At 66.2% G+C, this 20,398-nt stretch carries 1 protein-coding gene; it reads right to left on the bottom strand.

Annotated elements, in window-relative coordinates:
- Positions 1-72: 72 nt before the first annotated feature.
- Positions 73-19,710: an autotransporter-associated beta strand repeat-containing protein gene (locus tag K5Q19_RS00105; RefSeq protein WP_273302057.1), complete on the bottom strand. Its 19,638-nt coding sequence runs from the start codon at positions 19,708-19,710 to the stop codon at positions 73-75.
- Positions 19,711-20,398: the final 688 nt, after the last annotated feature.

Below are 20,398 nucleotides of genomic sequence, written 5' to 3'. Positions count from 1 at the left end.
GCCCCGCGCACGGACCGCCGAAGCCTGAGGGAACTGCCCCAGGCTCCGGCGGTCCGCCGCGTCTCGTTCGGATCAGAAGCGGACCGACAGCGTCGCGCGGGCACCGTGATCGGCGGTGTCCTTGCCGATCAGGCCGGTATAGCCCAGTGACAGGTCTGCGCCGTCGGTCAGCTTCACCGTCGCATCGAGCCGTGCCGCCAGCGCGAAGCTGTCGAGCTGGACGCCGCGGATGGTGAAGGCCTGGGCGGGCGCGGCGGCGAGCGCGATCTGCGCTGCCGGATCGCGATCGCCGACCTGGAACCGGCCCGCCAGCGTGCCCGAGAGGTTGACCCTGCCCATGCGCACCGTGCCATCGGCACCGACCGTCACCGAACCGCTGCGATAGCTCTGGCGACGCACCGACAGCGCCGCCGCGCCGCCGGTTTCGGTCAGCGCATCCAGCTTGAACTCGCCCACGGCGACGCTGGCGAACGGACGATAGGTCGCATTGCCTGCCTCGATCGCGTAGCTCAATTCGGCAAAGCCCTGGACCGCGCGGCCATCGCCCCGGCCCCGGTTGGTCTCGGCAAAGCCTGGTAGCGCGATGTTGCGCACGGCGGTGAGATCGACCCCCGTGATGCTCGCACCCATGCCGACGCTGACGCCGCCGGTATTGACGCCGGCATAGAGGCCGCCGCCAGTCTGCTCGACCTCGGCGCGCGATCCGCGTGCATCGACGCTGACCTTGCTGGTCATGTGCACGCCGAACGCGCCGATGCGCCAGCTGCCCTCGCTATTGGCATTGCCATAGTCGATACCGGTGATGAAGCCCTGGCGATCGCTCTCATAGCGCGCGGCGTTGCCGTCGCGTTCGCCATCGCCCCAGGTTCCGAACACCTGGCCCCAGGCCCCTGCGCCATTGCCCCATTCGTGCGTCTGGCGCGCGGTCGCGGCGACGGCGCTGATCCGGCCCAGCACCGCTTCGCGCACCAGCCGCTCCTGCTCGATGCCCACGCCCGCCATGGTCGCATAGACCTCGCCCGAAAGCTGGTCGAACGCGTTCGGCTGCTGCGCATTGGGCAGCGCATAGACGTTGAACAGCGGCTGCGGGTTGTAGCCCGCGGTCACGGCCGCATCGATCCGCGACACCACAGAGCGCTGGTTGGCGGTCAGCGGCGTGTTGCCCAGGATGTTAGTGAGCAGATTGGGAGCCATGCGCAGCAGCACCTGGTTGGCGGTATAGACCAGTTCGGGCCGGTAGAGGATGCCGAACTCGCCAAAGCCGGTCACCGCATCGAACGTGCCGGTGCGACCACCGCTCGCCTGGAGCAGCAGATAGTTGCTGTTGAAGGCATAGGTGCCGCCCAGATTGGTGATCGCCGCCGTGCCGCCCAGCTGCATCGTGCCATTGCCGATCAGCATGTCCGACCCGCTGGGTGCCTGGACCTGCAGACGCAACGTGCTGCCCGATTGCAGCTGGATCGCGCCATTGACGCCCAGCATGCCAAGGCCGCCCGCCCCGGGCGAGACGACCGAGCCGCTGCGCGCGATCAGCCCGCCCACCGTGCCATTGCCCGACAGCGTCGCGCCCGAAAGCACCGTCGTTGCCGATCCCGTAAGCGATCCGGTGACGCGCAATTCGCCCGCGCGCACCGTCGTCGCACCGCGCAGCGCACTGTTGTCGCCGGTCAGCTCGAGCAGCCCCACGCCGCTCTTGTCGAGCAGCCCGGTGCCACCGATCCGGCCCGCGAACACGCCGGTCGTTCCTTGCGCGAACTCGAGCGCGGCATCGTTCTGGATCAGGCCCTGGAGCGAGACCGTCGAGCCGATCAGACGGCCAGCGGAGATCAGCGTGCCGCCGGTATAGCTGTTTGCCCCGGTCAGCGTCGTGGTACCGCTGCCCGCCTGGACGAACATGCCGGTGCCGCTGATGACGCCCGCGAAGGTATAGGCGTTGCTGCGGTTGATGATCAGCGTCCCGTTGTTCAGCACCGGCCCGATGATCGATCCGGTGGCGCCGCCATTGCCCAGCTGCAAGACGCCGCCAGCGATGGTGGTGCCGCCCGAATAGCTGTTCTCACCATCGAGGATCAGCCCGCCGGTGCCCGTCTTGGTCAGCGCGCCGGTGCCCGAAATGACCCCGCTGAACAGCGAGTTCACGCCGTTGGTGCCGGTGGTGAGCCGCGCGCTGCCCAGCGTGATCGTGCCCGCACCCGACAGCACGCCCAGCGTGGTGTCGAACCCGGCAAGGTTGAGGCTGCCGGTCGCCGCCTGCTGGAACACCGCGATGCCGCTGGTGATGCCGGTGAGCGTGATGCTGCCGCTGTTGAGCACGTCGCCGGTCAGCGTGCCGCTGATCCGCGCGGTGCCGCTGTTCGACAGGCCGCCCGAGAGCGTTCCGGTTGAGGTGAAGGTGCCCGCATTGATCACCAGGCCCCGGATCACGCCATTGTTCACGGCGGTCGCGCCCGCCGAATTGACCAGCTGGCCCAGGATCGAGCCGTTGTTGATCAGATTGGCGTTGTTGAGCACGCTGCCTGCGATCACCGCGGGGCTGAGCGGACCGGCAAAGGCCGTCTCGCCCGCCGCAGCGACCGGTGCGATCGGATCGCCCAGCGAGGCCGCCACCGGGCTGGCCGACTCGGTGCCGGCGACCAGCGCGCCATCGAGCCTTGCGGTGCCCATGCCGTTGCTGAGATCGGACACCAGGCCCAGACGGCCCGACGCCGATGCGGTTGCCGGTGTTGCGGTGGTCGCCGCCAGCGTCTGCGGCGCTTCGCCGAGTGTCACGACCGGGAGGTCGGCCGAGACCGCACCCGATGTGGAATCGCCGAACAGATCGACCCGCTCGGGTCCGGACGAGACGCCGCCCGCCAGCGGCAGACGCTCGGCGCTCGAGGTCAGGCTCGCCGGGGTCGGGCCGCCGGAGATCGAAATATTGTCGACCATCATGCCCGCACGCGATGCGAGCGAGGCACTGACGGTGGAGGCGGTTTCGGCTGCAAGCGCGGTGACCGTAGCCGGCATGCTGGTCTGCTCGACCGCCAGCGACGTGACCGCCGCAGGCATGCTGGTCTGCTCGGCTGCGATCGGGCCCGAAGCGGCATTTGCGACCGGCGCGGCAAGCACGGAAGGTGCTGCCACCGTCGCCGCAATGCCGCTCGGCGTGCCACCGACGCTCGCGCCTTCGCCGATCACCAGCGTGCCTGCGTTGACCAGGGTCAGGCCGGTGTAGCTGTTGATGCCGGTGAGCGTGAGCGTACCACTGCCCACCTTCTGCAGGCCGCCGCTGCCCGAGATGACGCCCGAGAACAGCGACGAACTGTTGTCCGAACCGACCACCAGCGTGCCGCTGCCCAGCGCGATCGGGCCCGTGCCCGCAAGGCTGCCCAGCCCGGCATTGAAGCCAGCAAGGTTCAGGCTGCCACCCGCATTCTGGGTGAGGCGGCCGAGCACGACCAACTGGCCGTCCAGCGCGATTACTGCATTGTTGGCCACCGTGCCGCTGACCTGGCCCGAAAGCGTGGCGGTGCCGTTGTTGGTCAGCGATCCCAGGATCAAGCCCGAGCTGGCGAAACTCGCGTTGTTCAGCACCGATCCGCTGAGGCCCGCACCCGCCGCCACCGTCAGCAGGCCAGCGTTGATCGTGGTGAGGCCGGTATAGGCCTGGCCCGAGGTCAGCGTGAAGCCGCCGGTGCCGGACTTGATGAGGCCGCCGGTGCCGCCGATCGTGCCAGCAAAGCTGGTGGAGGCGTTGCTGCCGCCAAGGGTCAGCGTCGCACTGCCCAGCAGCACGTTGCCTGCGCCCGACAGGCTGCCGATCGAGGTACTGAAGCCCGCGAGATCGAACGTGCCGGTGCCGGTCTGGCTGAAGCCGGTAATGCCGGTCAGCGTGCCCTGGAGCTGGACGAGACCGCTATTGGTCACCGCGCCACCCAGCTGGCCCGAAAGCCCCGCCGAGCCCGAATTCACCAGACCGCCATTGAGCACGCCGGTGGAGATCAGCGTGCCGGTGTTGGTGACGAGGCCCGCCACCGTGCCCGCATTGCTGAACCCGGCGGCGTTCTGCACCGCGCCCGCCAGCGATCCGCCGCTGGCCAGTGCCAGCACGCCTGCATTGACGGTAACCGTACCGGTGAGCGTGTTCGCGCCCGAGAGCGTGAACGTGCCGGTGCCGGTCTTGATCACTGCGCCATTGCCGGCGAGCACGCCCGCATAGGCGGTGCTAGCATTGCTGCCACCGGTGACGAGCGCCTGGCCCTGCGCGATCTGCACGCGGCCGCCGCTGCCGGCCAGCGCGCCGATGGTCTCAGCCACATTGACGAACAAGGTACCGGTATTGACCGTGACCAGCGCCGCATCGGCGATCGATGCCCCTGCCCCCTGCAGCACGACATCGCCGCCCGCCAGCGTCACGCCCTGCGCGAAGCTGCCCGCGCCGGTGAGCGTGGTGGTGCCCCCAGTGGCCCGCAGTGAATTGGCAGCGCCGGTAATGTCGCGGATGGTGCCGCCGCTCGTGCTGATGCTGCCGGTCAGCGCACCATTGGCGAGCGTGCCGCCCGCCAGGCTGATCGCCGCGATCGACTGGTCGAAACCGCCCAGGTCGAGCGTGCCGCCGGTGCCGATTGTGACCAGGCCATTGCCCTGCCAGATGTTCGCCGCGCCCGACAGCAAGGTGCCGCCGGTGATCGTCGTGGTTCCCGTATGCGCCAGCGTGCCGGTGACGGTGAACGCGCCGCTGCCCTGCTTGGCGAGATTGCCGGTGTTGAAGATGACGCCGCCGAAGCTGGTCGACGCATCGCTTCCGCCCAGCGTCAGCGTCTGGCCAGCATCGATCTGCACCGTGCCGCCCGTGCCAGCCAGCGAACCGATGGTTTCCGACACCGCAACGATCAGGTTGCCGGTGCCCAGCGTGACCGCCGCCGCGTCATTGACGCTGCTGCCGCCTTGCAGGAACAGGTTGCCCGCGTTGACATTCACGCCGCCGGCAAAGTTTCCGCTGCCGAACAGCGCCAGATTGCCGCCGGTCACGGTGAGCGCGCCGGTCGTGTTCGCATTGGCGAGGCCGATCAGGCCTGCGCCGCCGGTGGCAAGCGCCTGGCTGGTGCCTGCGAGCAGGTCGATGTCGAGGCGGCCTGCATCGGCGGCGATCAGGCTGTCCGATCCCAGGGTGACGGTGCCTGCCCAGATGTTGTTGTCCGCCACGTTGCGCAGCGCGCCCGCGCCGTTCACGCCGGTGCCGTTGATCGTCAGCGCCTCGCCGGTGAGGGTGATGCCGCCCTGCAGCTCGAGCGCAGCCCCCGCATCGACCACGGTGCCCGCAGCATTGCCGCCCAGGCCCGCATTGTTGCGGACCGAAAGCACGCCCTGGCTGACCGTGGTCAGGCCTGCATAGCTGTTCGCGCCGGAAAGAACGAACGTGCCGGTGCCGGTCTTGACGATGCCGCCGTCGCCCGAGACCGTGCCTGCGAAGGTGCTTGAGCCGTTATCGCCGCCCGTGGTCAGCGGGACCGCACCCAGAATCACGGCTCCGCTGCCCGCCAGGCTGCCGATGCTGGTGCCGAAGCCGCCCAGATCGAACGTGCCCGTCGCCTCCTGAGTCACCGCGCCGATGCCGGTGGTCGTGCCGGTCAACGTGATCGTGCCCGCATTGGTGACGGATCCTGCCAGGATACCCCGGATTCGCGCGCTGGCTCCGGTTGCATTGACCAGCCCTGCGTTCAGCGCGCCCGTTGATTCCAGTGTCGCGATGTTGGTAACGAGGCCCGAAACGCGACCAGCGTTCGTGAACCTTGCATTGTTGAGCACGCCGCCTGCCAGCGAGGCATTGCTGCCCAGGATCAAGGTGCCTCCGTTGACCGTGGTCAGCCCCGTATAGCCCTGCGCGCCCGAGAGCGAGAAGGTGCTGGCGCTGACCTTGGTCAGGCCACCGGAACCGGTGATCATGCCGTCGAAGGTCTGCGAGCCGGTGCCGCTGCCCAGGGTCAGCGTCCCGCTGCCCAGAGCCACCGTGCCGCCGCCGCCGGTCAGATTGCCGATGGTGGTGGCAAAGCCGCCCAGGTTGAAGACCGCGCCCGTCGCCAGCGACAGTTCGCCGATACCGATAAAGGTTCCGGTCAGGTTTACCGTACCGCGATTGATCAGATTGCCGGAAAATGCCCCCGACAGGCTCGCGGTTGCACCAGCATTGTTGACCAGACTGCCGTTCAACGACCCCGTGGACACCAGCGTACCGTTGTTGATCACTCCGTTTGCGACCGTCCCGGCATTGGTGAACACGGCATTGTTGGTCACCGAGCCTGCCAGCGATGCTCCCGAAGCCAGGACGAGCGTTCCGCCGCTGACCAGCGTCCGGCCCGTGAAGCTGTTGGCACCGGTGAGCGTGAAGGTGCCCGTGCCTTCCTTCTCGAGGCCGCCGCTGCCCGAGATAACGCCTGCGAAACTGGTGCTGGCGTTGCTGCGGCCCAGCTGAAGCAAGCCGCTGCCCAGTTGCACCGACCCGCTGCCCGCGAGCGAACCGATGGAAGCGAACGATCCGGCCAGGTCGAACAAACCGCTGCCCTGCTGGCTGAACGCCACGTTGCCGCTGGTCAGGCCTGACAGCCTCACCGTTCCCGCGTTGGAAATCGCCCCGTTCCACACGCCCGACAGGTTGGCTATGCCCGTGGCGGCATTGACCAGACCGCCGTCGAGCCTTCCGGTCGAGGTGAGGCTCGCCCGGTTGGTGACCTGCCCCCTCACGTTGCCCGCATTGGCGAAGCTCGCACCGTTATCCACCGCGCCGACGATCGTGCCGCCGCTGCTCAGCGCCAGCGTGCCGGCTGCAATGCTGGTAAGCCCCGCATAGCTGTTGAAACCGCCGAGCGTCAGCGTGCCCGCGCCCGCCTTGGTGATACCTGCGGTCCCCTGGATCGGCGCATTGATGGTGGCGCCCAAGCCTGCCGACACGTCGATGACCGAGGTGCCGCCGGTGGTCGCCAGCGCCCCGCCACCAGGTGCGGTGTTCAGCACATAGCCGCCTGTTTCGAAACGAAGCTGCTGGAACGCCTGGGTTCCGCTGACCTGTACCGTCCCGCCTGCCGCGCCAGCGAACACGCCGGTCTGGCTGTTCCATCCGAACGCGGTCGAGAATCCGGGCGCCGAGGTCCAGTTGGTGCTGGTGCTGTTCCAGGTGCCCGATCCGCCATTGCCGGTGATTGCGCTGGACGCTGCGGTGGTGTCGGTGCCGTCCCAGTAGAGCACGGTCGGGATGCCGAGCGTGAACTGGACGCTGACCTGTCCTCCGATATTGGTGATCACCGACGCCGTGAAGCCATCAGGGCGTGTGCCGACCAGCAGGCCATTGTCGGTCAATGTGCCGCCATAGTTGATCAGGCGATAGATGCCCTCGCCAAATCCGGTCAGCGCGGCGACATTGAGCGTGCCGTCGAGCGTCAGGTTGCCGCTGACGCTGATGAGATCGTTGGTGCCGCCACCGACGACACCCGCCTGGGCAAGCTCGAAATTGAGCACCGAGGCTGAATCGAGCAGCAGGTTGCCACCGATAGCGATCGTCGCAGGGCTGTTGCCCGGGGCGAATATGGCCCCGGCGCCCAGCGAAATATTGCCGAGAAAGCTGCCCGATCCGGCCAGCGTCGCGCCATTGGCGAGGCTGAGGTTGGCACTGTTGGCAATGACATCGCCGAACTGGCCGTTGAGCACCAGCGACCCGGCATTCACGTTGACGGTGCCGGTGAAATTGGCCGCCGCCGTGTTGATGCCGCCCAGCGTCAGCGTGCCCGTGCCCGCCTTGTTGAACGTGCCCGAACCCGAGATGATGCCGTCGAAGCTGGTCGAGGCATTGCTTGTGCCAGCTGTCAGCGTGCCAGCGCCCAGCTGGATCGCGCCATTGCCTGCGATGCTGCCCAGCGTCGCGTTGAACCCGGCGAGATTGAGGCTGCCCCCCGTGGCCTGGGTGAAGCTGGGCGAACCCGACAGGCCTGCGGTCAACGTGATCGCGCCCGAATTGGTGATCGCGCCGTTGACGGCATTGGCAAGATTTGCCGTCGCCCCCGCATTGTTGACCAGCCCGCCCGCAAGCGTGCCTGCAGAGACCAGCGTTCCCGCATTGGTCACCTGACCTGCAACGCTGCCCGAATTGATGAAGGTCGCGTTGTTCTGCACCGTGCCTGCCAGCGATGCTCCGGTGGCGAAGAAGATCGAGCCCTGGTTGATCGTGGTGAGACCGTTGAAGGTGTTCGCGCCCGAGAGAGTCTGCGTTCCCGTGCCGGTCTTGACCAGCGCGCCCGTGCCCGAGATGACCCCGGCAAAATCGGTGCTGCTATTCGCCCCGCCCAGCGTCAGCGTGCCGCTGCCGAGCTGCACCGCACCGCTGCCCGCAAGGCTGCCGATCGTGGCATTGAACCCGGCGAGGTTTAAAGTGCCAATGGCGATCTGTGAAAATGCAGCATTACCGCTGGTCGCGCCAGTCAGCGTGATCAACCCCGCATTGGTCACCGGTCCGCTTAAGCTACCACGGACCGATGCCTGCGTTACGTTGGCTAGTCCCCCGTTCAGGGAACCGGTCGACTGGAAAGTCCCGGCGTTGTTGACCAGGCCTCCGACGGTGCCAGCGTTCGTCAGCACCCCGAGGTTAGTAACCGCAGCGGCGAGGCTGCCGGTAGCACCGATTGCGAGAGTGCTGCCCTGGCTGACCGTCGTCAGTCCGGTAAAGCTGTTTGCTCCACCCAGCGTCAGCGTGCCCGTGCCGGTCTTGGTGAACGTGCCGGACCCCGAGATGATGCCGTCGAAGCTGGTCGAGGCATTGTTGCCGCCTGCGGTCAGCGTGCCGGAGCCCAGCTGGATCGCGCCGGTGCCCGCGATGCTGCCCAGCGTCGTGCTGAAACCGGCGAGGTTGAGACTTCCCCCAGCATTCTGGGTGAAGCTCGGATTGCCCGACAGGACGCCCGTCAGCGTGATGGTACCCGAATTGGTGATCGCGCCGTTGACGGCGTTGGCCAGGCTGGCGGTCGCGCCGGCATTGTTGACCAATCCGCCCGCAAGCGTTCCGGTAGAGGTCAGCGTACCAGAATTGGTGACCAGTCCCGTGGTCGTGCCTGCGTTGATGAAGGTCGCATTGTTCTGCAATGCGCTTGCGAACGACGTGCCCGTGGCGAGTACCAGCGAGCCCTGGGCGATCAGCGTGGAGCCCAGGAACGTGCTTGTGCCCGAAAGCGTCTGGGTGCCCGTACCGGTCTTCACCAGCACACCGCTGCCCGTGATCGTCCCGGCATAGTCCGTATTGGTATTTGCGCTGCCCAGCGTCAAACCGCCCGCGCTCATCAGTACCTGGCCAGTGCCCGCCAGGCTGCCGATGCTGGTGCTGACATTGGTCAGGTTGAACACGCCGCCGAGATTCTGCGTGAATGCGCCGATACCGGTCGTCGCGCCGGTCAGCGTCAACGTGCCGCTATTGGTGATCGCGCTGCCGCCAAAGCTGCCCGCGACATTCGCCGTCGCGCCTGCATTGTTGGTGAGCCGGCCCGCCAGCGTGCCGGTGCTGGTCAGCGTGCCCGCATTGGTCACAAGGCCGCTGATCGTGCCCGCATTGCTCAGCGTCGCATTGTTCTGCACCGCGCCTGCGATCGTGCCGCCGCTGACCAGCGACAGCGTGCCGCCGCTGACCGTGGTGAGTCCGGCATAGCTGTTGGCCCCGCCCAGCGTCAGCGTGCCGCCGCCGGTCTTGGTCAGCCCTGCCGTGCCCGAGATAGGAGCGTTGATCCGGGTCGCGATGCCGGAATTGACATTGACGATCGAGAAGCCGCCGGTGGTTGCCAGGCCGCCCGTCAGATCGGCCGCATTCAGCACATAGCCATCGGTCAGGAAGCGCAGTTCCTGGAAGGCCTGGCTGCCAGTGATGCCGATCGCCCCGCCCGCGGTGCCTGCAAACACGCCCGCCTGGCCCGCCCAGGCACTGTTGACGGCAAAGCCGGTGGGATTGGTCCAGTTGGTCGCGGTGCTGGTCCAGTTGCCCGCGCCGCCCTCGCCATTGACGGTCGCGGTGGCGCCGGTCAGATCGGCACCATCCCAATATTGCACGGTCTGGCCGCCGGCGTTGAACAGGATGTTGACCTGGCCCGCAATGTCGGTGCGCAGTTCGGACGAGAAGCCCATCGGCTGCGTGCCGATGACGAGCTGGTTGTTGGTCAGCGTGCCGCCATAGTTGATCAGGCGATAGAAGCCCGCGGTAAAGCCATCGAGCGCGGTGACGTTGAGCGTGCCATCGAGCACCAGATTGCCGCCAACCGTGATCAGGTCGTTGATGCCGCCGCCGACGACGCCGGGCTGCGCGAGCTCGAAATTCAGCACCGAGCTGTCGTTCAGCGTCAGATTGCCCGCGATGGTCTGCGTCGCCGGGCTGTTGCCGGGCGAGAGGATGCCGCCATTGGCGACCACGACATTGCCCTGGATCGTGCCCGAGCCGCCCAGCGCCGCGCCCGAGGCGATATTGACCGTTGCCGCGCGGTTGGCGAGGTCACCCAGGACACCGTTGACCACTAAAGTGCCGGCATTGACGTTGAACGTGCCGGTAAAGCCGTTCTCGTTGGTGTTGCTGCCGGTGAGCGTCAGCGTGTTGGCAAGGTTCTTCTGCACCGTGCCTGCGCCGCCGAAAACGTTGGCGAGGGTCAGCGCATCGCTGCGATTGAGCAGCAGCTCCGCGCCGCTCGCAATCGCGACATTGCCCGTGCCAAGGCTGCCCGTGGTGCCGCCATCGCCGATCTGCAGGCTGCCGCCGGTGATGCTGGTGATGCCGGTATAGCTGTTCGCGCCGGTCAACGTCAGCGCACCGGTGCCGCTCTTGACCAACGAGATCGCGCCCGTGCCACCGCCGATGGTGCCGACAAAGGTCGAGGCCGCATTCTGTAGGGCCTCGAACTGCGCGAGCGTTGCCGAGGAGTTGGTGATCGCGCCCAGACCGTTGAGGTTGACGCCGCCGCCGGCAAACCCGTTGAGGTCAAGCGTACCGATGAGGCCCAAGAACACTCCGCCGGTCGATCCGATGGTCATGCCGCCCCCCAGACGGAGCAGGAAGGCATCCGATGCCGAGCCCAGGCGCAGGGTTCCGGCATCGATCCGCACGGATGCGTTTGTCGCCGGGCCGGTTGCCGGGGCAAATCCGATCTGGACGGTGCCGGTCTTGTTCAGCGTGCCGAAGACCAGCGAGCTGGCGAAATTGCTGAAGTCCAGCGTGCCGCCCAGCGACAGCGTCTGCCCTGCTGCAGCAGAAATGCTGGAATTGGCGAAATTGCCGATCGTCACTCCGGTAACCGTCGCCGAGACACCCGCCGAGGTCGTCAGGCTGGAGGTGCCGGACAGGGTGAGCCCGCCGGTGCCCAGCGCGCCTGCATTGCCGATCTCTATACCGCCGCCGGAAATCACCGTACCGCCGGCATAGCTGTTCGCGGCGGTCAGCGTGGTCGTGCCCAGTCCGTCGCGCACTAGCCGGCCGGCACCGGAAATCACATTGCCGACCGTGTTGTTGTTGCCCTCGAAGCGCAGCGTCGCACCGGTATTGACGGTGACATTGCCGGTGCCCAGCGTGCCGTTGTTGCCGACCGTGCCGATCAGCAGCGTATTGCCCGCGCCGATGGTCGTTGCACCATAAATGTTGGTGCCGGTGAGGCGCACGACGCTGGGGCCGTCCGCACCGAGGCCCGACGCGATGGTCAGCGCGCCGCCCGACAGCGCGCCTGAGAAGGTGGCCGACGAAGCGATGATCGTCGCCCCTGCCCCCTCGCCCAGCACGATGTTGTTCGCCAGGGTCGCAGGGCTGGGCAGGCCCAGCCGCAAGGTGGTGCCCGTCGCCATCTGCAGCGTGCCGGTGCCCCAGCCCGCATTGCTGGCCAGTAGCGCCAGGCTGCCCGCGTTGAGCTGCACCGCACTGCTGCCCGTGGCCGCGCCCGTCAGACGCAATTCGCCCGTGCCCGTCTTGGTCAGCACACCGTTATAGGCATTGGCCCCCTGCAGGGTGAGCGATGCCGCCGCGACGTCGATCGTGCCGCCGGTCGCGCCAATGGTCAGCACCTTGGTGAGCGAGCCCGCCACATCCGCGCCCAGTGTCGCGCCGTTCAGGAACACGCCATTGGCACCGTTCAGCAGCGTGTAAGCGCCGGTACCGGCAAGCCGCAATGTGCCACCGTTGATGTTGATCGGGTTGACCTGTGCGCCCACGGACACCGTGACCGGTGCCAGTTCGATCGTCCCCGTCGCGCTTGTCGTGCCGAAATTGAGCGGCGAACCGGCACCGGCCTCGAAGGACAGCGAGCTGGACGCCAGCCGCAACGTCGTTCCGGTGGCTGCGGCCACCGTGGCGCTGCCATTGCCGAATGAGATGGCGTTACCGAGCGAACCGGAGACGCCGGCTTGCAGCGTGGTGTTCCCCGACATGATGATACCGCCGGTCCCGGCAGCGTTGATCACGCCGCCCGTGGCGCTGGCGAGAACCAGATTCCCTGCGCTGATGAAGACCCCGCCGGAGAAGCTGTTCGCGCCGGTCAGCGTCAGCGTACCGCTGCCCTCCTTCACCAGATTGCCTGCACCCGAAATGGCGTTGGCCACCGTGTAGTCGTTGGAGCGGTTGAAGCGCACCGTCGCGCCATTGACGAGATTTCCGGTACCGATAGATCCCGTCGTGCCGCCCGTCCCGACGACAAGCACGCCGCCGCCCACGGTCGTCGTACCGGAATAGTTATTGTTGCCGCTGATGAACAGCTGCCCCAGGCCGGTCTTCGTCAGGCTGCCCGTACCGGAAACTGCGCCCGTCAGGGTCAGCGCCGTCGCGCTTGCGACATCCAGTGTCGCAGCGCCGGTCAGCGTGACGCCGCGCGCCGAGCCGAAGGTTGCGGTGGTGCCGAGTGTCGCGCTGCCCAGCGTGATTCCGCCGGCGGTAGCGCCCAGATTGCCATCGGACGCAACATTGAGGCGACCCGCGCTGATCGTGGTGCCGCCAGAATAAGTGTTCGCGCCCGACAGCGTCAGCGTGCCCGCGCCGATCTTCTCGAGCGGCCGCGCGCCATCCTGGTCGGAGATCACGCCCGATTGCGTAGCCGATCCGGTGAGGACCTGCAGCTGCGTGGTGTTCGAGGCGAGCGTGATCGGCGTCGCCATGTCGATGCCGTCGGCATAATCGACCACCGATCCGGTGGTGCGGATGACACCGGTTGCACCGCCCGCTGCAGTATTGCTGCGCAGCGACAGCGTGCCGCCTGCCACGGTGATGCCATTGGTGAAGCTGTTAGTGCCCGACAGCGCCAGCGTACCCGCCTCGACCGTCGCCGATCCCAGCGAGAGGTTGCTGGTGATCGTGGCGACCCCGCTGCCCAGCTTGCGCAGCGCGCCGGTGCCGGTGATCGCCTGCGCCAGCGTGATGTCGCTGGCCAGGTTGATCGCGAGCGTCGCATTGTTGGTGACAGCGCCGGTGCCGATCGATCCCGTCGTGCCGCCATCGCCGATCTGCAGCGTGCCCGCCGTCACCGTCACCGCGCCGCTCAGCAGGTTCGCGCCGGTCAGCGACAGCGTGCCCGCGCCCAGCTTGGTCAGCGTGCCCGCGCCGGAAATGGCATTGCTGGCAATGAGGTCGTTCGAGCGATTGAACGTCAGGTTGCCCAGCGCGTCGAGCGTGACAGCGCCGGTGCCGAGGGTGCCCGTCGTCCCACCCTCCCCGATTTGCAGCGTGCCGCGCAGGATGTTGGTGATGCCGCTATAGCTGTTAATGCCCGTCAGGGTCAGCGTGGCATTGCCGAACTTGGTGAGGTTGAGGGCAGAGGTACCGTTGGTGATCGTCCCGGCGAAGGTCGATGCGGACGTGCTGTTGATCGTCGTGGTGGCGGCTTGCGACCCGAGATTGGTCAGCGTGCCCGATGCATTGCCGCCAAGGTTGACGAGATTGAAGCTGACACCGTTGACATCGAGCGTGGCCGAGGTCGCGCCGTTACCGATTGTGGTGCCTCCGCTTGCGAGGCTGAGGACGCTCGCACCGAAGGCGTTGCTGGTCCGCACCGTTCCCCCGGCGATATTTGCGCGCATGCCTGCGCCGATCGTCACGCCCGACGGCATGGCAAGATCGATCGTCCCCGTAGCCGAGGACGAGCCGAAGGTCAGCGTGAAGGGGGGAGCCGTCACGAACTGGTCGCCGGTCAGGGTCAGCGTCGTGCCCGATGCCGCGCCGATGCTGGCATCGGTGGAGGACGAGATGAAGAACCGGTTGGCCAGCGTGCCGGTAACATTGGACAGCAGATTGCCGCCCGACGCGATAGTGATCTGGCTGGTGCCCGCCGCACCGATGGTGCCACCCGCAACCTGGTTCAACACCAGCGTACCGGCGGAAATCGTGGTTCCGCCGTTATAGGTGTTCGCGCCAGACAGCGTCAGCGTGCCGGTACCGGTCTTGATCAGCGCGCCGTTGGTGCCGCTGATGATGCCGGACAATGTCGCATCGCTGGCGTTGCCGGTGGAGAGCGTTGCATTGAAAAGGCTGATCGCGCCCGTGCCCGAGATAGAGCCGATCGTTTCCGATCCGCTCAGCGTCAGGATGCCCGCATGGCTGATCACCGCGTTAGAAGCCAGCGCGCCGCCATCGGTGGTGAGCCTGGCCCCTGTGCTGGTGCTGATCGAGGTGGACGCCAGCGCGCCGGAGCCGGTCAGCGCCAACTGGCCGGCTTCGACCGAGGTCTGCCCGGTAAAGGTCTGCGCCGCCGTGATCGTCTGCGTCGCCGGGCCGCGATTGGTGAAGCTGCCGATGACGCCCACACCTGATTGCGAGATGACCCCGCCGAAAGTCAGGTTCTGCTGCGCGTTGACGACCAGCGGGCCGGTGGTCGCCAGCACGATGCTGCCCGGGCCGCCAATGCCGCCGATGGTCTCGCCCGCCTCGACCCGCAAGGTGCCCAGGGCATCGACAAAGACCTGCCCGGTATCGGACAGCGCCGCCCCGCCCTGCAGCGCAAGCGTGCCGCCGCTGATCGTGGTTGTGCCGCCAAAGCTGCTGGAACCGGTCAGGGTTAAGGTGCCCGTGCCGATCTTGGCCAGGTTGCCAGTGCCGACGATACCGTCTGCCCCTGTCCCTGCATAGGTGGTCGACGTGTTGTTGCCACCTACCGTCAAAGTGGCGGTGTTGCGCAAGATCACCCGGCCGCTGCCCGTCAGTGATCCGATGGTTTCGGTAGCGAGAACATCCAGGATCGAGCCGCTGCCGACTGTCACCGCAACCGTATCGGCCAGCGCCAATTCGTTGTTCAGGGCCACGGTTCCGCCGTTGATCGTCAGAGGACCGGCGAAAGTGTTGACACCGTTGAGAGTGAGCACACCAGCGCCGGTCTTGGTCACGCCACCAGTGCCCGTGATCGCCCTGTTCACAAAGATGGAGGAATTGCCGGTTCCTTCGTTCGCGAAGGTCAGCGTGGATCCGCCCAAGGCGATGCCGCTCAAAGTGATGGTCAAAGCGATACGATCGGCGACCGAGATCGTCGAGTCAGCAGCGAGGGTGACTCCGCCGGTGAGAACCGTGGATTCGTTGCCCGAAACGCCAGCCGGGGCGACGCGGATCGCGCCGATGCCACCGTTGCCGGTGCCGCTGATGGTCAGCGCCTCGCCGATGTTCAGCGGCGTTCCGCTGAACTGCAGGGTCGCGCCGCTGTTGACGGTGGTAGTACCGACCCCGCCGTCGCCCAGCGCAGAATCGCTGCCAATCGTCAGCGTGCCAGACTGCACGGTGGTGGTGCCGGTATAGCTGCTGCTGCCCGAAAGGCTGATATTGCCCGTCGTCGCAAGTGACTGCGTTCCGCCGAAAGCGCCGGAAAATGTGCCGTTGCGCAGCGTGGTCGTGCTGCCGTCATTGAGGATCGTGCCCGCGCCCGAAAGGTTGCTGATCGTCGACAGGCGGGTGTTGAAATTGAGGGTCGCACCGGCATCGACTTGCGTCTGCGTAGCGTCCAGGCCGAGTATCTGGCCCAGGATGCCGCTTTGCGAGCGCACCGTGCCGCTCTGCACGATGATGCGCGTGGAAGCACCTGCGGTGCCCGTCGCCGCGGCAATGTCGAGCGTGCTGCCTGTGCCCGGTGCCAGCCGCAGCGTTCCCGCCCCGCCGAACTGGCCCGTCAGGGTGACCTGGCTGCCCGCGAGGGTTGATAGGACATTGCCGTCCGCCGTGAAGGCGTTGATATTGTTGGTATAGACGCCCGCGTTCGCGAGGTGCAACGAACCACCGCGCAACTCCACTGCGCCCGTGCCGAGCGCGGTGAGGTTGCCAAGCTGCAGCGTGCCCGCGAAGATCTGGGCGGTACCAGAATAGCCATTGGCTGCAGCGCCGAGGATCGTGGTTCCCGTGCCTTGCTGCACCAGTGAGCCACTGCCCGCCAGCGCGCCTGCAATCGTCTGGGTGGCACTGCTGTTCGACCGCAGCGTCCCGTTGGTGCTGATCGTTACCCCGCCCGTGCCAAGCGATCCCGTGGTCGAACCCGATCCCAGCTGCAGGATACCTGCCGAAATCGTGGTGCCGCCTGCATAGCTGTTGGTGCTGAGCAGCGTCAGCGTGCCCAGACCCTGCTTTGTGAGCGAACCCGTACCGCTGATAGCGACGCTGCTGTCGATATTGTCGGACCGGTTGAACACCAGGCTGGCATTGTTGACGATCGGCCCGCCAATGATCGTGCCGGTGGTCGTGGCGTTGCCGATCTGCAGCGTGCCGCCGCTGATCGTGGTGGTGCCCACAAAGTTGCTGGTGCCGGTAAGGGTGAGCGTACCGGACCCCGTCTTGGTCAGTCCGCCGAGCCCGGTCAGGCTGCCGGCGAACGTGGTCGAACTGTTGTTGCCCCCCGTGGTCAGAACCGAGCTGGCCTGCAGAACAACCGTGCCATTGCCCGCCAGGGACCCGATCGTCTCGCTGCTGCCAACGCCGAGAAGGGTGCTCGTGGCCATGCTCAGCGCGGCCGTGTCCCCGATCGACGATCCGCCGGTCAGCTGCAGCGCACCGCCGTCGAGCGACACCGCTCCGCTGAAGCTGTTGCTGCCGCTGAGCGTGAGGGTGCCGCTGCCGCGCTTGCTGAGCGAACCCGCGCCCGAGATCGCATTGCTGACATTCTGGCTAGCGCTGCTGTCGAACACCAGGCTGGTGCCGTTCGCCATCACGACGCCTGTGCTGCCCAGCGAGCCGGCCAAGGCGCCGGACCCGAGCTGCAGCGTTCCAGCATTCAACGCGATATTGCCCGACAGGCTGTTGTTTCCGGTCAGGATCAGCGTGCCCGCGCCGGTCTTGGCAAACCCGTTCGACCCCCCGATCACGCCGCCGAGCGTGAAGGTGTTGGTGGTGCTGGGATTGGCGATGCTGATCCCCGCGCCATTCAGCGTGATCGCATTGGCGAGCGTCCGGTTGCCGGTGCCGCCGGATTCCAGCACGGTATTGGCCGCCATGGTCAGCGCGCCGGTGCCGAGCGCCGTATCGCTGGCCACGACCAGCGTACCACTGTTGAGCGAAGTGCCCGCCGCATAGCTGCTGTTGCCGGACAGCGTCGTGCGGAAACCTGTATTGCCCAGGATGACCGACATGCTGCCCAGATTGTTGGCCGCACCCGATCCGGTGATGGCCGCGGCCAGCGTATAATCGGCCCCCAGACTGCCGATCTCGAGCCTGTTGTTGAAGCCGCTCGACAGGATCGTCGTTCCGGCGTCGATCGAGGTCGCGCCGGTGATGAGCAGGCCGCGGCTGTTGCCTGCGAACTGGATGGTTCCGCCGCCGGTCAGCGAACCGCCCGAGGCGTTGTAGTTGCCGGTCGTCAGGATCAGGGTCCTGCCGTTCAAGGCCAGCGTTCCGCCGGAATGGGTGGCATTCGAAAGCACGCCATCCACGCCCATGTCCAGCGTGCCGCCCGTGAGCTGGAGCACGCCGCCGCCGGAAAGGGGGGAGGTGCCGCGCAGCGCGAGCGTGCCCGCTTCCACGAAGGTGTTCGAATAGCCCTTGGCGCCGGTAAGAGTGACCGTGCCGCCGCCCCTTTTGATCAGCGTGCCCGAACTGGTGATGTCATTGGCGACCGTGATGTCGTCTGACCGGTTGAATATCAGCTGCGCGCCGTTGATCGTGACCGTGCCCGACCCCAGGGTGCCGGTCGTGCCGCCATTGCCGATCTGCAAGGCCCCACCGTTGATGATCGTTCCACCGGCATAGGTGTTGGTGTTGGTAAGGATCAGCGTGCCAGCACCGATCTTCTCGATCGGACGCGCGCCATTGATTTCCGAAATGATGCCCGATTGGGTGGCGGTCCCGGTCGTCACCTGCAACTGGGTGGTATTGCTGTTAAGTTCGATCGGCGCCGCCATGTTGACGTCCTGGGCATAATCGATGACCGATCCGGTGGTGCGGATCGTGCCGAAGCCAGCGCCCAGATTGGTGCGCACCGAAACCGTGCCCTGCGCCAGATCGAGGCCGGCGTTATAGGCCGAGGGGTTGAAGCCCGAGCCCAGGATCAGCGTACCGGTGCCGGTCTTGGTCAGCCCGGAAATGCTGCCCACGATCTGGCCCCGCAACGAAACCGAACCGGCACCGCCAAAAGTCAGGCCGAAGGCCCCCGATGACTGCAAGGGCCCTGCAAGATCGAGCAGTCCGGCATCGGATGTGATCAGCGCTGCGCCCGCTACAGTCACACCACCGGTCAGCACGTTGTTGCCGCTCAGATTGCGCAGCGCGCCCGCGCCGCCCATCCCGGTACCGCTCAGGGCAATGCCTTCGTTTAGCCCCGTCAGCCCGCCCTGCACCGCGAGGGTGGCACCGGCCGAAACGGTCGTGCCGCTGGCCAAAGTGCCCAGAGAGTTGTTGTTGGTTACGATCAGCGTACCACCGACGATCGAAGTGCCACCTTGATAGGTGTTATTGCCCCCCAGCACGATCGTGCCGGGGGCGACAAGGCCTGGACCGCCGACCGTCAGGCCCCCCGGGCCCGAGATCGTGCCGTTCACTGTGCCCGTCACGCCGCTCTGAGCCCTCATAGTCGCAAAGCCGCCGGTGAGCGTGAACGCGCGCGTGGTAGCAAAGCTGCCAGTCCAATTCACGCCGGCGCCGTTGTCGATTGTCACGCCGGTCCCGGCAATCCCGAAAGCGCGATCCCGGTCCCAGCCGAGAAAGCCCTCGGAAACGATGGTCCCACCGGAATAGGTATTATCAAAGCCCAGAAGGAAAAGCGTTTCCGACCCGGTCTTGCGCAACACGCGTGAGCCGCCGGTCTCACTGATCGATTGCTGGTGGAAAGACGAACTGCCAATCGCCCGGACGATGGTGACCGGGAAGCTCAGAACCAACGGATTCTGGGTGTTGAAATCGTTGTTGAATTCATAACCGTCGGAAGTGACAGTGAAGAACTGCGAACCATTGTCGCCGCCACCGATCAGCAGCGATCGGCCGGCCGAGCCCGTGGCAAGATCGGCGAGTACCGGCCGCGGGGCGTCGTTGACCTCGCCCAGATCGATTTGACAAAGGTCGAGTGCAGCGTCGAGGCAGAGCGAGTTCTCGCCGAAGCCGTTGGTGACCGCACCGGAGGCCGCCACAGTCTGTGCCTGCGCCTGCCCAGGGGCGAGCGTCAGAGCGCCGCCCGCCAGCGCGGCGATCGCGGGGATCAGTGCCGTCGTGCTGAACAGCCCGAGCCGCTGCGGGACAGCCCGCTCACGACGCTCCGCGCGGTCTGCGCCGCGGTTCCGGATCGACTGCATAAATTCCCCCCAAGTTCGGATTGGTAACCAGTTGCGACCCGGTTTTCATCATAGAGCGAAGGAATTCAGCGGTCAGGGCCCCGCGAGTCCGTGATGGGTGGCAGGATCGGAATGGTGACGCGAACTATGGAGGGAAGATGTCTTGCCCGGATGACGATCGGCAAGAAAATCAGCTACTTGCTCATATTCGCGCGCCAAGAGGCGTTTTGCCATGATGCCCCCCGACACACCGGACACGCCGAGTCGCGCGAGCCGAACTTAACCTGAGTTACGATATCGTTACCAAAATATCGGTATATCGCAATATGATGAAAGGCTGGTCTTGCGCTTTGGCTGCGCCAAGCGCGGCATTAGTCCATGATTTTACAATTGCGCCGGATTTGTCCCGACGATCTCGCGGTGTGACACACCTTGCCGGGCCCGCTTTGCATCATTCGTCTGTTATTTGAACAGCCAGCGTTGAGGAGGACTTGAAGAAGCCCTCAAAATGAAGATGTATTCGGTCGCACCGTCAACATAGCACACCGACTATATTTGATCTCGATCCGACTAGGCCACACAGAACGGGTCGGCTATCGCCCTGCTTGACAGCGAAAATGTGCACCGGATTTTGGTCGTGTCCGTCAATGTGGTGTAAATTCGGTTGTGGCCAGCGGGCGGCATTTTCAGGCGGCCTTGGGTGTAATCT

The organism is Novosphingobium sp. (assembly GCF_019748365.1).
GTDB lineage: Bacteria > Pseudomonadota > Alphaproteobacteria > Sphingomonadales > Sphingomonadaceae > Novosphingobium.
This window is presented reverse-complemented; position numbering and strand designations above follow the sequence as displayed.

Coding starts and splice junctions, on each gene's coding strand:
- K5Q19_RS00105 (WP_273302057.1), bottom strand. CDS start 19,710: ATGCAGTCGATCCGGAACCGCGGCGCAGACCGCGCGGAGCGTCGTGAG.